The sequence below is a fragment of the Acinetobacter sp. MYb10 genome, assembly GCF_002980175.2.
GTDB classification, from domain to species: domain Bacteria; phylum Pseudomonadota; class Gammaproteobacteria; order Pseudomonadales; family Moraxellaceae; genus Acinetobacter; species Acinetobacter guillouiae.
Map to the genome: position 1 here is coordinate 933,200 of NZ_CP058272.1, position 14,146 is coordinate 947,345.

The following is a 14,146-nucleotide window of genomic DNA, read 5'->3' on the forward strand; positions in this document are numbered from 1 at the left end:
AAATAATCATACGAAACGTATGTAAGGAGAAGTTGATGGTTCGTCGTACTCGTATTGAAATGGAAGAAACCCGTGCTGCACTGATTACAATGGCTCGAAAAGTCTTTAGTGAACGTGGTTATGCCGATACCTCAATGGATGATCTCACTGCACAGGCAGGTTTCACTCGTGGTGCGTTGTATCACCATTTTGGTGATAAAAAAGGATTACTGGCTGCAGTCGTTGCACAAATCGATCATGAAATGGATCAACGTTTAGATATGATCTCCGAACAAGCTAAAGATATTTGGTCGGGATTTAATCAGCGTTGTCATACTTATCTGGACATGGCAATAGAATCAGAATATCAACGCATCGTACTGCGTGATGCACGGGCAGTATTGGGTGGCGCATCTATAGATTCGCAACAACACTGTATTGATTCGATGCAAAGACAGATAGCACAACTTATCCAGCAAGGAATCATTGAGCAAGCTGATCCGCAAGCACTCGCCTGCTTAATTTATGGCAGTTTAGCTGAAGCCGCGTTTTGGATAGCTGATGGTGAAGACCATAATCAAAGACTCAAGTCTGGAAGAACAGCACTAAACCTTTTACTCCGCGGGTTATTGATTAGGGTCTGTTGACAATTCGTCTACGTTTGCGACTAAGTGTGTTTTTTAGGCGATACTAGGCACGAAGTATGAAATTTAGTCATTCTAAATAAGTAGTTCGTAACGACGTAGCGGCAAAAAATACACTAGTCCCGAAGGGTTGTGGCTAAAATTATCTCAGCCTTCGTTATGAAACTCGAAAATAGTCTCGCTATTCTCTTCGTTTCATGCCTTGCCTGCTCAATTTTAACCTACAACGCAAGCCATTTATGAAATGGCAACAGACCCTAAAGTAGATCAATAAAAATTCTGATTGCTATGAGTACAAGCATTAAATTGAAACTCGATATTCAGAATAATAAAGTCAGAGAATTAGGATCGATATCCCTATTGATGACTTCAATTTAAGATAGTTTTTAGCTTAAACCTATCCTGATTTTAACCATGTATCTTTTGTCTGCTATACGATAAATTAACTGTAATTTTGAATTTTCGAGGTTTTTTTGAACTGGAATAATATAGAGATCCATTTTTCTCAAGTTGTTTTAAAACCATTTACATCTTTAGATGCTGATGAGGTATTTCAGCATATTACTCCCACCTTAACTCGATATATGGCTTGGGATCCTCCGCAAAGCCGTCAAGAGTTTGATGAGATCTGGCATAAATGGCTAGAGAATATTAAAGATGGGAATGAGTTAATTTTCGTCGTCACAAACATTGCCAATCATGAGTTTCTTGGCCTTGCAGGATTGCATCAAATACAAACGGAAACACCTGAATTAGGCATTTGGATTCGAGAAGATCGACATAAGTCAGGATTTGGTAAAGATGCGGTAACAAGCATGGTTCATTGGGCTTCAGTCAATTTGAGTTTTAAAAATTTTATTTATCCTGTAGCTGTCGAAAATTATGCCAGTCGCCATATCGCAAAATCTTTAGGTGGGGTTATTTCTGAGTATAAAAAGAAACCTAAATATGATTCTGTAACCTATGCTATTTCTCCTCATAATGCATAATACCAATGGATAGATTGAATTGTTTATGATTTATTGATGCAGGATATTGAGCATCTTTGCAGTTTTATCATCAACTCTCGCGGTATTAGTGGCATTTTCATGTAAAAGCCGATACGATAATGAGAATTATTGTTATTTATATGGAATAAATCATGGCGCTGAATGCACATCGCACTTTTATTCAAGTGAAAGAGAAAATATATCTAGGTCCAAACTATATCCGTATTATTTTTGACTGTGCAGATGTAGAGAAATTCAAACACACCAGTATTGGTGATAACAATAAAATTTTTATTCCAAGGCATGATCAAACCACAATAGAAATTCCTGATTTTGATTTTAATCAACGTAAATGGATTGTCAGTAATCCTGAGATGATGCCAGAAATTCGGACTTATACCCATCGTGATATTGATTTAGTCAATAAAACTCTAACCATCGAGTTTGCAATGCATGGTACAGATACGGTGGCTTGTCACTGGGCAGATCGTGCTCAACCTGGAGATCAAATTGGCGTAACCATGTCTACTGCTGCTAAAAATTCAATCCCTACAGGACTAAATCATTATCTCATTATCACCGATGGGACGGGACTTGCAGTCACTCAAGCGATCTTAGAAAAATTAACAGCTGATGCCAAAGTATATGTTATTGCAGAAGTGGCAACTGTAAAAGATCAAATCGAACTGCAGACGCAAGCTGATTTAGAGCAAATATGGCTGTTCAATCCGAACCCGCTTCAACAAAGCTTATTGGCTGACGAGTTGTTACGCCATCCTGAATTCATTAATCTACCAGCAAGCCGTTTTGCACATATTACCGCTGAACTACAAGCTGTACGCGCATGTCGTAATATCTTAAGAAAGCAAAGTGATTGGGGCAAAGAAGATTGTTATGCCTGTTCTTACTGGCAGATTGGGAAAGCAGATAATGAACGACAGTCTAAAGTGCTAGATGATTAAGCCCAAAGTAAATAAATGATCAATCCCGAAATATCTGGTTTATATTATTCTGAGTAGATGCGTTAAAACCTTACAAACTAGCGTTTATAAGGTTTTTGATCCCCAAAAAAACTCAATTGAAAAAACACGAGTCTTAGAAATATAGAATAATTAGAGAATCAAGTTTAATACCTAAGAACTGACAAATTTCCAAACTCATTCATGAATGTAATAGAGAAAATCAGCTACACATCAAAACCAAACCCATATTATTGATTTAAAAATATTTAAATCGTTTTCTCATTCATATAGCGCCAATATCGCTTTGGTACATATTGAATATGCAGTTTAATGTTTTTTCGCGCTGAAATATTTACACTGTTAAAATAATCTTTCCAAAGCTGATCATATAGAACCTCTTGATGATCTAATTCAACACTAAAATCCTGACTAGAGCCTTGATGAATATTTTGATCAATTTCTAAGACATTCATATTGACTTGATGAACCTGTCTTAAATCATAATAGATACCAAAATTTCGTTTTTCATCATAAATAAGCCAGCGCTGGTCTTGATATCTGGCTTTAAAATGCTTTTCGATCAAAGGCAAAACATTGAAATCTGGCTTAACCAAGCTTAAAAATAATTCATCTTTACATTTTTTAAAGCGAACAAAAGCTTCCATACGATGTTTTTCTCTTCCCACTTGTTTGGCCCATTTTGACAGTGCCAAAACATCTGGATGACCATAATCTCGATCAATCGCTTTTTGAGCGAAGAATGCATAAACACTAAAATTAAACAGATGTTGAAAAGCATCTTCCTGTTCAGATAAAAAAGTATAGTAAAAATTACGTAAACCACTTGCTGAAACTTTTAACTTTAGGCCTTGCCAAACTCTATTGGCTTGAGCGTCATTGGATTCAACAAAAATCGTTTCATCAAATAAAGCGGCTTGGGTGTTGTTTTCACTTGAGACAATGACATCGAACTCTTTAAATTGAAATGCACGAAATACACAGCACAAAATCCCTGTCATGGTCCCATCAAAAATATATTTCGCCATTTAGAATAACAAGTCCAACTGGGGTGAAAGTTGTTGAGTATATTTTGAATGCCCTGTCTGTAATATTTTCTGGCGAATTTGGCTGGGTAATTGATCTTTTAAAAATGGTGGAGTATCTGCACAACGAATAAAATGCATTGCCCTATTATAAGCAATTCCCAATTTTTTGATTTGATCAATATGAATTTTACCAAAGCGACGTGCTTGAACAATCTTTTTAGCTGAACGTACCCCAATTCCAGGGACTCTTAAGATCATTCGATATTCAGCTTGATTGATATCGATAGGAAATTGTTCAGGATGACGTAGCGCCCAGCTCAGTTTGGGGTCGATATCTAAGTCTAAATTTGGATGCTTTGCATTGACAATTTCAGTCGCTTCAAAACCATAAAATCGCATTAACCAATCAGATTGATACAATCTATTTTCACGCAATAATGGCGGTGCTGAACCCACTGAAGGCAATGCTTTTTCTTCATCATTAATCGGAATATAGCCCGAAAAATATACCCGTTTGAGTTTAAATTCTTTGTAGTGACGATCAGCCATTAAGATAATATCCTGATCCGTTTCATTATGTGCGCCCACCACCATTTGAGTTGTTTGTCCTGCTGGAACAAACTTCGGCACAGTTTTTATAATTTTTCTTTCATCTTTAAATTGAATCAAACGATCTCGAATAATACCCAAATCTTTTTGCACTTCATCATGGGTTTTTTCAGGAGCAAACTTTTTAAGGCCTTCCGCGGTAGGCATTTCTAAATTGATACTCATCCGATCTACATAAAGCCCTGCCTCATGGATAATCTCCTGTGAAGCACCTGGAATCGTTTTAAGATGAATATAGCCATTAAAGTTTTCTTCTAATCGTAGCTTTTTAACGACTTGTAGCATGCGCTCCATAGTATAGTCTGCTGACTTAAAAATTCCTGAACTGAGAAACAGCCCTTCGATATAATTTCTTCTATAAAAATTAATGGTTAAATCAACAACTTCTTGTACCGTAAAAGCAGCTCGTTTGACATCATTAGAACGGCGAGAAACACAATATGAGCAATCAAAAATACACACATTGGAAAATAAGATTTTAAGCAGCGACACACATCGACCATCTTCGGTATAACTATGGCAAATTCCAGCCCCCGTATTGCCTAGCCCACTGTCTTTGTTTTTACGGTTACTGCCACTGGATGAACATGACACATCATACTTCGCAGCATCTGCTAAAATTTGCAGCTTTTCTCTAATACGCTCTGTCATCACTCACACCTAATTTTCCGAATGAACTTTAGTGATTATATAAATTATGAGCGGTCAACAACGGCGATTTCTTTATTGTTGCGACATGAGCTGTCGTATAAATTTAAAACGTTAAATAGAAATTATTGTGCTAGAAAAACCTACATTATTTGCCCATTCAATTGAATGGGCAAATAACTTAAGCAGAAACAACTACATTTTTTAAGCTTGAGCGGAAAGTGGGACACCAAATAATCGATCAAAAGACCAATTAAAAATAAAGGTATAAATTGGAATGATAACAATTAAAGCTGCATCTAATAAAAATGCCTCTAGAAAACTAATATTCATCCACCATGCAATCAATGGAATAAGAAAAACCACCAAGGTTAATTGAAATCCGATCGCATGAGCTACACGGCGTTTTACTGTACGTTGACGTAAAGTTTGGCGTTTTTCCCATGCTTCAAAAATTAAGTTATAAATAAAGTTCCAGCTCACAGCAATCGTGGTAATCAGGAAAGCCAAAGGCCCCGTATGGGTTAATTGTGTACCCGAAAGTAGTGCCAGCCCTAAAGAAGAAATACCTAATCCAATGATTTCATAGGTACTTACATAAATTACTCTACGTTTAAGACCTTGCATAAACTTACCCAAACAGATTTTCAAAAAAGCTATTTTAATTTCAGTTATAATAATAGATAAAGACAATAGCTTTCAGTTTGACTGATACCAATTATGAATTTCACCAGCGAAAATATAGAATTATTTGTAAAAGTACTGGATACAGGCTCTTTTTCTGCTGCGGCTCGTGCCTTAAATCGAGTACCATCAGCCGTCAGTATGGGCATCGCAAATATCGAAGCAGAATTAGGCTTACTACTGTTTGAAAGAACACCCCGCAAAGTGATTCCGACAGCTTCAGCACTTGCCCTAGCCCCACAGGCAAGAATCATCTCAGAACAATTAAAACAATTGAGTAAGCATGCTTATGAACTGTCCTTAGGTTTGGAGAGTACTTTAAAAATAGGTGTTGTATCGGATGTAAACAATCAGAAACTTTTACAATCTATTGATAAACTTGCATTAAAATATCCGCTGCTCAATATCGAAATTATTACTGCACCACAAGATGATATTTTGCATTTACTGTATTCAGAACAAATCACAATTTGTTTAGCGGGTTCAGGGCAACATATCAAAATGCAAGAACATTTGCAGTTGGTCAGCATGGAGGTTGTTGTTGCAACTATATCTGCAAATCATGCCTTGATGGATCAAGCAGTTCATCCTATTTATATCGAGGATTTGGTTAATGTTCGACAAATTGTTGTCGCGAGTAGTGCGCTTGATATTGCAGATTTGAGATCGGTAATTGCTGCATCTTACTGGCGAACCAATGATCTACAAACGGCGATTGATATGGTTGAGATCGGCTTAGGATGGGGAAATTTTCCATATTCATTGGTTAAGTCACATATTGATGATGGGCGTTTAATCCAAATTGATTTTAAAAACACCTACAATCAACTTTCTGTTCCGATTTATCTAATTTGGTTAAAAGATAAAGCACTACCTAAAGCATCGCGCGAATTAATCGAGTTAATTAGACAAAGTCTAAATGAACATAACGACTCTTTGAGTAACAGCAATACTCTCTGACTCAACGCTCGATAGTGATTTTATTTTATCCAGTTTTCATTGTAAATTTATTAGAATTGAATGAAATTCTATAAAAAATTTGACTTGCGAAGCTCAGCACTTACAATACGCCTTTTAGATTTCTAGTATTACCTAAATCATGTCAAACGATCAAATTGAAGCACAAATTGTAGAATTAGACAATTTGCAAGAACACCGTGAAATTGTGACATTTATGCGTAGATCGTCACCGCTCAATACTTCACAACGTACTGCGCTTGAACAACATCGTGATTTAATTTTGGAATACCCTGTCGGCGATTTACGTCAACACTTTGAACATCCAGAACGTCCACTTACGGTAGAAATTGGTTTTGGTATGGGCCGTTCTTTGGTTCTGATGGCAAAAGCCAATCCTGAACGTAATTTCGTTGGAATCGAAGTGCATGTACCTGGTATTGCGCAATGTGTTTATGAAGCAGGTATGGCGGAAGTTAAAAACCTACGTGTTTTAGATGCAGATGCAATTCAAGTTTTACGAGAAATGCCTGACAATAGTATCAATACGGTTCAACTTTATTTCCCTGATCCTTGGCAGAAAAAACGACATTTTAAACGCCGTTTTGTTTCTCATGATCGTATGCCATTGGTTGAAGAAAAACTTGAAATTGGTGGTACATTCCATGCTGCAACAGACTGGGAACCATATGCTGAATGGATGCTCGATGTTTTAGACAATCGCCCTCGTTTAGAAAACTTAGCAGGCAAAGGCAATAGCTATCCTCGTCCGGACTGGCGTCCACAAACCAAGTTTGAACGTCGTGGTATTGAGGCAGGCCATAAGATTAATGACTTTATTTTTAAGAAAATAAACTAATGATCTAAGAAAACTAGACTGAGTCTACAATTAAACATTATAGGGTTAAATATTAATTATTTAACCCTATTTTTACATCTAAATTTAGGTAATTATTCGAGTTAATTCTTGTTCTAAAAATAATTAATTCAAACAATCAAAACATAAATATAAGACCTCATACGAGCCATAGTCTCTACTCAGCGCAAAATTCAGCCGGATAAGAATCAAGAGAAGAAATCAGGGCTAAAGGTCAATTAAATAATGGTCATTTTTTGATATTCAAACAAATATTGATAATTGTCATATCAAAGTCTGAACGGCTACAAATTGAAACCGGTTCTAAAACAACATTCTCCACTTGCATGTAATTTTACATCAAGCTCTTTGACTAATACTTTCAGCATTCACTCAGCGTGACTATTATTTTATATGTTGTAATTTAATGACGGTAGTTGGTTCATTTTAAAAGATTATTCAGTAAGGATTCTTTTTATACATATAAAGCTACCTTTGGCGCCCTGCTCTTTAACTCCATTAAAAATCGTATTTTGGTTGATTTTAAAAACAAACAAAAATAAACTACCTACCGTTAGGTAGTTTTAATTATACAAACTTGGGTGAAATTTATGCAAGGTCACTTACAGACTCACAAAATGAGTACTTCATTTATCATATTACTCTCACTATTAACTGCTTTAGATGCCTTAGCAATTGATATTTATGTGCCCGCATTTCCAGTGATAGCGACCTCATTACAGGTATCTACCAGTCAAATCCAACAAACATTATCAATTTTTTTAGTAGGTTTAGCTGTTGGCCAAGGCTTATATGGACCATTTCTTGATCGTTTTGGTCGAAGAATTCCATTATTAATTGGTTTAATTATTTTTATTTTGGGTTCTCTGCTCGCAGCAGTCACAACTTCACTTGAACTATTATTGTTCGCACGCTTTCTTCAAGCCATTGGTGCTGCGTCTGGTCTGGTCACACCTAGAGCAATTATTAGCGATATTAGTAATGAGCAAGATGCAGCTCGCCATTTTTCTGTGTTAATGCAAGTCATGATGGTCATTCCAATCATTGCCCCTTTGGTTGGAAGTCAACTTTTGAACTACGGCACATGGCATATTATTTTTTATACATTAGCCTTACTATCTTTTATGTTATTGGTGTGGAGTAGTATATCTGTTCCAGAAACATTAGCTCTTTCGAATAGACAACCCTTAAATCTAAAAAATATTTTCAAAAATTACTATCTTCTATGTAGAAATAAAAGCTATTTCAGTTTTACCCTTGCTGGAGGCTTTCTACTCGGTGGGTTCTTCTTCTACATTAGCAATTCACCCTATATTTTTATTCAACATTACTCAGTCAGCCCTGAACATTATAGTTATCTCTTTGCACTCAATGCACTGTGTTTCATCATCTTTGGTCAGCTTTCAATTTGGTTATTGAATAGAGGATGGTCTGCTTACCAAGTTTTAAAGCTAGGCTCTATTATTTTAATGTTTTTTACACTTATGCTTAGCCTAGTAACGTTACTGTATACACCAAGTTTATGGGTTTACACCCTATTACTGACTATGGTTATTAGTTCTACAGGGCTTTTATTTGGTAATCTTACAGCACTGACCATGCAACAGGTACAACATCACTTAGCAGGAATCGCTTCAGCTTTAATTGGCTTACTTCAATATAGTTTCGGAGCAGTTATTGGTTTTATTGCCAGTCTTGCAACAGAAAATATCCTCGTCCTTCCTGTAACTTTACTTATATGTGCTTTTTGTATGATTATATTAAATACAATTGCTCATAAAAATGCTTAAAAATAGATAGTGCTAAATATCTAATATTAGATATTTAGCACCTTTTAACCGAGTAACACCTCAAGTGCTTTTAAGATCGCATCTAATCTTTTTTTATATTTATCTTTACCACCATAAATGAGCTCACTTTGCAAAGCATCTACAAAACACATGCACAGTCGAGCCAAAGTCGTTGAATCAAACTTCTTGTTTTCTATATTTTCAGGGAATACGTTTTTAAAGATATTCTCCAAATCATCCATAAATATATGCATCGGATCAATCACTTGATCATAAATATGCTGTGGTGGGTTAATGAGCGCATTCATCCAAAATTGTACATCATATGAAGCATCAAATCGTTCACCTATGCTGCAGAAATACGCACAAAGTTGTTGATGAAAATTTTCTCCACCAGTTAATGTATTTTTTGCATAAGTCAGTTCATGATTGATCATAATCGGAATTAGACTCAAATATAAATCATCTTTATTTTTGAAATGTGCATAAATAGAGGGTTTTTTAATGCCAACGTCTTCGGCTATTTCATTCATTGATGTTGCAGTAAAGCCTTGTTTTGCGAATCGCTGCAATGCAATACTTTGAATTTTTTTTGCTGTCACAAATGAAACCTAACAAAAATTTTGCCTATTATATTAAAATTATCATCATTAAAGAAGAATTTAAGCTAAAGTCACCTGACTTCATTTTATAAAGCCATCACTAAAGATATATTCAATAATATATTTTTAATGGAGAGGCTAATTACTTATACATTTTTTGTGCGTAACTGATTGGTTTTAATATTCCACAATTTTGATCAAGCACATGTTCATTACCTCCTAATCTAATAATGGTTTAAAATTCATATACCTAGTTAGATAAGTTAAATAAACGTTAATCAAACCAAATTTTAGTTTGTTTGTTAATTGATCATTCTCATTTTAATCACCCTTTTTAATTAAACTTATAGGCTTGGTCCGAAAGTACTTATCAATACGAAAACCAGCATGTGTATTTTTGATATTTTTTACTTGAAGTAATCAGAATGTGATCATCAATTATTTAAATAAATGATTTTATAATCAAATTTCTACCTATGCTTTAAAAGCACATCATCTTAAAAATTTGACTACAAGGTATAATCTTTACTTTTAAAAACTATAAATATTTCTTTTTTATTCATAAAGATAACATCTATTTTATATATATCTATTCCATTTTTTCATATTTTTATTAATTTAAAATTCTCATTAAGATCGGAGAAATTTCAAAAACACTGGAAAGAAAAATGTTGAATACAACAGATTTTCATTTTAAAAATTTGGCTTTGTCCCTCGGTATTCTCAGTTTTACACTTTTAGTTGGTTGTGGAAATAAATCGCCACAAAACAATGAACCCAAAGCTGAAGCGTCACAAACAGCAGAACAACCACAAGAGGTCCGTTTTGCTTGGGGTGGTGGTCCCCGTGTCTGGGTCCTAGGTAAAGCCGACGGAGATTTTGAAAAAGCTTTAGGCACCAAAATTAAGTGGGTTGAATTTGCATCGGGAGCAGATGTGATTAATTACTTTGCTGCCAATGAAATTGATATCGCCCGTTTTGGTTCAAGTCCAGCTGTTGCAGGGATCACTCGCGGATTACCCATTGAAGTCATTGGCTTAGAGGGTCTAATTTCAAGTGCAGAGCGTTTGATTGTTCGACCTGAAATTAAAACTCTACAAGACTTAGTGGGTAAAAGAGTTGCTTTCCCTGCAAACTCAACTGCACAATATGCATTAGAACAAGCACTTACATTAAATAAAATTGATAAATCAAAAATCAAATTATTACCACTTAAACCTGCTGAAATTGTTTCTGCATGGACTCGTGGCGATATTGATGCTGCCTATGTTTGGGGCCCATTTACACAACAATTAGAAAAACAAGGTGGCAAAGAGATTTATCGTACAACGACACTAAATGAACAAGGCATTTTGGTTTATAACAACTTCGCTGTCCGCAAAGAATTTGCAGAAAAACACCCCGATCTTGTGATTAAGTTTTTAAAAGCATACCAAGAACAAGTTGATGAATATAAAAAAGATCCGAAATTAGCTTCTGAAAAAATTTCTAAATACTTAAACCTTCCATACGAGCAAGTTGAAACTACATTGGCAGGTATTGATTACATTCCTTTGAAAGATCAAGCATCTGAAAAGTATCTAGGTACAACATCAAACGATGAAAACTCAGGCTTGGCAAAAGCAACTCAAGATATTGCTAAATTTTTAGTCGGTATCGGCGAGCTAAAACAGTCTGATGTTCCAAAAAGTTATGCGCCCAATATCGACAGTAAATACCTTATCGAAGCAACTAAATAAGGTTATAGAATGAGTCAGTTGAACCCGTTTAAAGCAAAAGTAATTAGTGCATTATCACTAATCACTTTTGTTGTTATTTGGCAGCTTGTGTGTACCTTTAAACTTGTGTCACCCATTTTATTGCCATCCCCCTTACAAATAGTAGATACAGTTTTAGATTTATTTCAAAACGGTTATCGAGATGCTCCATTTTATCAACACATTTTAGTAAGTACGGCACGTGCATTTTTTGCATTTTTCATTGCCATTATTATTGGTGTTCCTTTGGGGTTGTTAATGGGCCGTAGTCCTGTACTCAATGCCATTTTAGATCCATTCGTACAATTTTTACGCCCTATTCCTAAAATTGCTTTAATCCCATTAGTTGTTGTGTGGTTGGGGATTGGTGAGGCATCAAAATTTTTCCTAATCTTTATTGCTACTTTACTTAGTATAATTGTTGGCGCAACTGCAGCAAGCCAAAACGTTCCACAGGGTTTAATTCAAGCTGCACAAACAATGGGACTAGGAAAAGCATCAATCTTATTTCGTGTCATTTTACCCTCTTCACTTCCTGAAATTTTCACCACGATTCGCTTATCGATTGGTATTGGTTGGACCTCATTAATTGCGGCTGAGATGGTTGCTGCAACGTCAGGTTTAGGATGGATGATCATTAACGCGGGCTCATACTTACGTACTGATGTTGTGATTGTCGGTATTATTTTACTTGGAACAATTGGCTTTATTTTAGATTGGCTCATTGTAAAAGCACAGCAAAAATGGGCACCTTGGACAGGAAAAGTATAATGACTCAAGCATTTATTCAGCTAAATAATCTTCAAAAAACATTCAAGCAAAACAAATCTGAAAATACGGTTCTAAAAGACATTAACTTAGAAATTTCTGAGGGTCAGTTCGTTTGTTTACTTGGTCCATCTGGCTGCGGTAAATCAACTATTTTGAACTTACTTGCAGGTTTTGAAAAACCTAGCTCTGGTAACATTTATGTAGATGGTCAACCTATTTCAGCACCAGGCATTGATCGAGCTGTTGTATTCCAACAAGCACAATTATTCCCTTGGCTTACAGTGAAAGAAAATATTTATTTTCCCCTTAAGCAATTAAAGGGAGAGCCTAAATACATTACCGAACAAACTGAATATTACTTAGAAAAAACAGGTTTAAAAAAATTTGAAAATCATCGCGTTTGGCAAATTTCAGGGGGGATGAAACAACGTGTTGCACTTGCCCGTGCTTGGGTCATGAAACCAAAAATTTTACTCATGGATGAACCCTTTGGTGCTTTGGATGCTCAAACACGTATCTTGATGCAGGAAACATTAACTAAGCTTTGGCAAGATAACAAAACGACCGTTTTATTTGTCACTCATGATATAGACGAATCTTTACTTTTAGCAGATCGCATTATCTTAATGGCAGGACATCCTGGGCGTATTGCAGAAGATATTCAAGTCAATTTACCCCATACACGTACGATTGAAAATATTGCTCCACAGCCAGAATTCATTGAAGCCAAAAAACATATTTTAGAAATTATGCGCAAAGAAGTTAACCGCATGATTGATTACATACACTAAATCTACAGGACACTTTTATGTTATTAAGTCATTTACCCCGCGTTAAACTTGTTCATGCACCTACTCCTCTTGAGTTTTTACCTAACTTAACCAAAGCATTAAACGGTCCTGAAATTTATATCAAACGCGATGATGCAACAGGTCTTGCTACTGGTGGAAATAAAACCCGTAAATTAGAATTTTTAATAGGCGATGCAATTGCAAAAGGCGCAACACATGTGATTACTCAAGGTGCAACTCAATCTAACCATGTTCGTCAAACCATTGCTGCAGCAAATAAATTCGGCTTAAAAGCATCTGTTTTACTTGAACAACGCGTCAGTGATGCTGCAGATGAATATTACAACAATGGGAACTTATTGCTGGACGAAATTTTAGGTGCCATATCAATTGAAGTTGTTCCTGGCGGCACAGACATGGCTGCTGCTTTAGAAGCAAAAGCAAAAGAATTAGAAGCACAAGGTGAACGCCCTTATATTATTCCAGGTGGAGGCTCAAACGCTATTGGTGCTTTAGGTTATGTATCTACTGCAATTGAATTAATTAACCAACTCAACCAGATCCAACTTGCACCAACTCATCTTGTACATGCAACAGGGAGTACTGGAACTCAAGCAGGTCTTTTAGCGGGTATTGTTGCAACGAATTCTAACTTACCTGTGTTAGGTATCAGCGTTCGTGCTGAAAAATCTAAACAAGAAGAAAACGTCTATAAACTTACTCGCTCAACTTTAGAACATCTTGGTTTGAGTGCTGATCTTATCGCACGTGAAAAAGTTGTGGCAAATAGTGACTATGTTGGCGAAGGTTACGGTATCCCAACAGACAGCATGGTTGAAGCTGTTGAACTCCTTGCCAGAACTGAAGGTATTTTGCTTGACCCAGTTTACTCAGGTAAAGGTTTTGCAGGTTTAGTAGGCCTAATTCGCCAAGGTTATTTCACTAAAAACGACAAAGTGATCTTTCTGCATACTGGTGGTGCTGTAGGCTTATTTGGGTACCGTAAAGCATTCTCTCACAAAGACGCATACCGCTTGTAA

The 14,146-nt window shown here is 35.9% G+C and carries 14 protein-coding genes; 10 read left to right on the forward strand and 4 right to left on the reverse strand.

What is annotated here, in order from left to right:
* Positions 1 to 35 precede the first annotated feature (35 nt).
* The 3 genes from CQZ96_RS04450 (at position 36) to CQZ96_RS04460 (ending at position 2,574) form a co-directional block, all read left to right on the forward strand.
* Positions 36 to 626, forward strand: coding sequence for a TetR/AcrR family transcriptional regulator (locus CQZ96_RS04450; protein ID WP_105712823.1), 591 nt, complete (start codon positions 36 to 38; stop codon positions 624 to 626).
* A gap of 470 nt (positions 627 to 1,096) precedes the next feature.
* A complete protein-coding gene (locus CQZ96_RS04455; RefSeq protein ID WP_105712824.1) occupies positions 1,097 to 1,612 on the forward strand; it encodes a GNAT family N-acetyltransferase in 516 nt (171 codons plus the stop codon).
* A 152-nt stretch (positions 1,613 to 1,764) separates the two neighbouring features.
* Positions 1,765 to 2,574 carry a siderophore-interacting protein gene (locus CQZ96_RS04460; protein WP_105712825.1) on the forward strand — a complete coding sequence of 270 codons (810 nt, stop codon included), beginning with the start codon at positions 1,765 to 1,767 and terminating at the stop codon, positions 2,572 to 2,574.
* Between the two features lie 266 nt (positions 2,575 to 2,840).
* Here the strand turns inward: CQZ96_RS04460 and CQZ96_RS04465 are convergent, their stop codons facing one another.
* From CQZ96_RS04465 to CQZ96_RS04475, 3 genes are all read right to left on the reverse strand, one after another.
* A complete protein-coding gene (locus tag CQZ96_RS04465) occupies positions 2,841 to 3,620 on the reverse strand; it encodes a TIGR03915 family putative DNA repair protein (RefSeq protein ID WP_004721052.1) in 780 nt (259 codons plus the stop codon).
* A complete protein-coding gene (locus tag CQZ96_RS04470; RefSeq protein WP_105712826.1) occupies positions 3,621 to 4,880 on the reverse strand; it encodes a putative DNA modification/repair radical SAM protein in 1,260 nt (419 codons plus the stop codon). It abuts the gene before it with no gap.
* A 201-nt stretch (positions 4,881 to 5,081) separates the two neighbouring features.
* The gene (locus CQZ96_RS04475; RefSeq protein WP_004821026.1) at positions 5,082 to 5,504 is read right to left on the reverse strand and encodes a PACE efflux transporter; all 423 of its coding nucleotides are present in this window, start codon (positions 5,502 to 5,504) and stop codon (positions 5,082 to 5,084) included.
* Between the two features lie 93 nt (positions 5,505 to 5,597).
* On the opposite strand from CQZ96_RS04475, the gene CQZ96_RS04480 reads away from it, so the two are divergent.
* The 3 genes from CQZ96_RS04480 to CQZ96_RS04490 all read left to right on the forward strand — a co-directional run bounded on the left by CQZ96_RS04480 (position 5,598) and on the right by CQZ96_RS04490 (position 9,185).
* Entirely contained in the window at positions 5,598 to 6,521 is a 924-nt protein-coding gene (locus CQZ96_RS04480) for a LysR family transcriptional regulator (RefSeq protein ID WP_105712827.1), read from the forward strand.
* Between the two features lie 139 nt (positions 6,522 to 6,660).
* Positions 6,661 to 7,377, forward strand: coding sequence for a tRNA (guanosine(46)-N7)-methyltransferase TrmB (gene trmB / locus CQZ96_RS04485; protein WP_105712828.1), 717 nt, complete (start codon positions 6,661 to 6,663; stop codon positions 7,375 to 7,377).
* 608 nt (positions 7,378 to 7,985) lie between these two features.
* Entirely contained in the window at positions 7,986 to 9,185 is a 1,200-nt protein-coding gene (locus tag CQZ96_RS04490) for a multidrug effflux MFS transporter (RefSeq protein ID WP_105712829.1), read from the forward strand.
* Between the two features lie 44 nt (positions 9,186 to 9,229).
* Here the strand turns inward: CQZ96_RS04490 and CQZ96_RS04495 are convergent, their stop codons facing one another.
* On the reverse strand, positions 9,230 to 9,787 hold the full coding sequence (locus tag CQZ96_RS04495; RefSeq protein ID WP_105712830.1) for a TetR/AcrR family transcriptional regulator: 558 nt from the start codon (positions 9,785 to 9,787) through the stop codon (positions 9,230 to 9,232).
* 668 nt (positions 9,788 to 10,455) lie between these two features.
* Between CQZ96_RS04495 and CQZ96_RS04500 the strand changes: the two genes are divergently transcribed.
* From CQZ96_RS04500 to CQZ96_RS04515, 4 genes are read left to right on the forward strand one after another with little or no spacing between them, the layout of a single operon-like run.
* Positions 10,456 to 11,526, forward strand: a complete 1,071-nt coding sequence (locus tag CQZ96_RS04500) for an ABC transporter substrate-binding protein (RefSeq protein ID WP_105712831.1) — start codon at positions 10,456 to 10,458, stop codon at positions 11,524 to 11,526.
* Positions 11,527 to 11,535: 9 nt separating this feature from the next.
* Positions 11,536 to 12,315, forward strand: coding sequence for an ABC transporter permease (locus CQZ96_RS04505; protein WP_105712832.1), 780 nt, complete (start codon positions 11,536 to 11,538; stop codon positions 12,313 to 12,315).
* Positions 12,315 to 13,106 carry an ABC transporter ATP-binding protein gene (locus CQZ96_RS04510; RefSeq protein ID WP_105712833.1) on the forward strand — a complete coding sequence of 264 codons (792 nt, stop codon included), beginning with the start codon at positions 12,315 to 12,317 and terminating at the stop codon, positions 13,104 to 13,106. Before CQZ96_RS04505 ends, CQZ96_RS04510 begins: the two co-directional genes overlap by 1 nt.
* Before the next feature lie 17 nt (positions 13,107 to 13,123).
* Positions 13,124 to 14,146 (forward strand): D-cysteine desulfhydrase, encoded by a 1,023-nt coding sequence (locus tag CQZ96_RS04515; RefSeq protein WP_105712834.1) that lies wholly within the window; start codon positions 13,124 to 13,126, stop codon positions 14,144 to 14,146.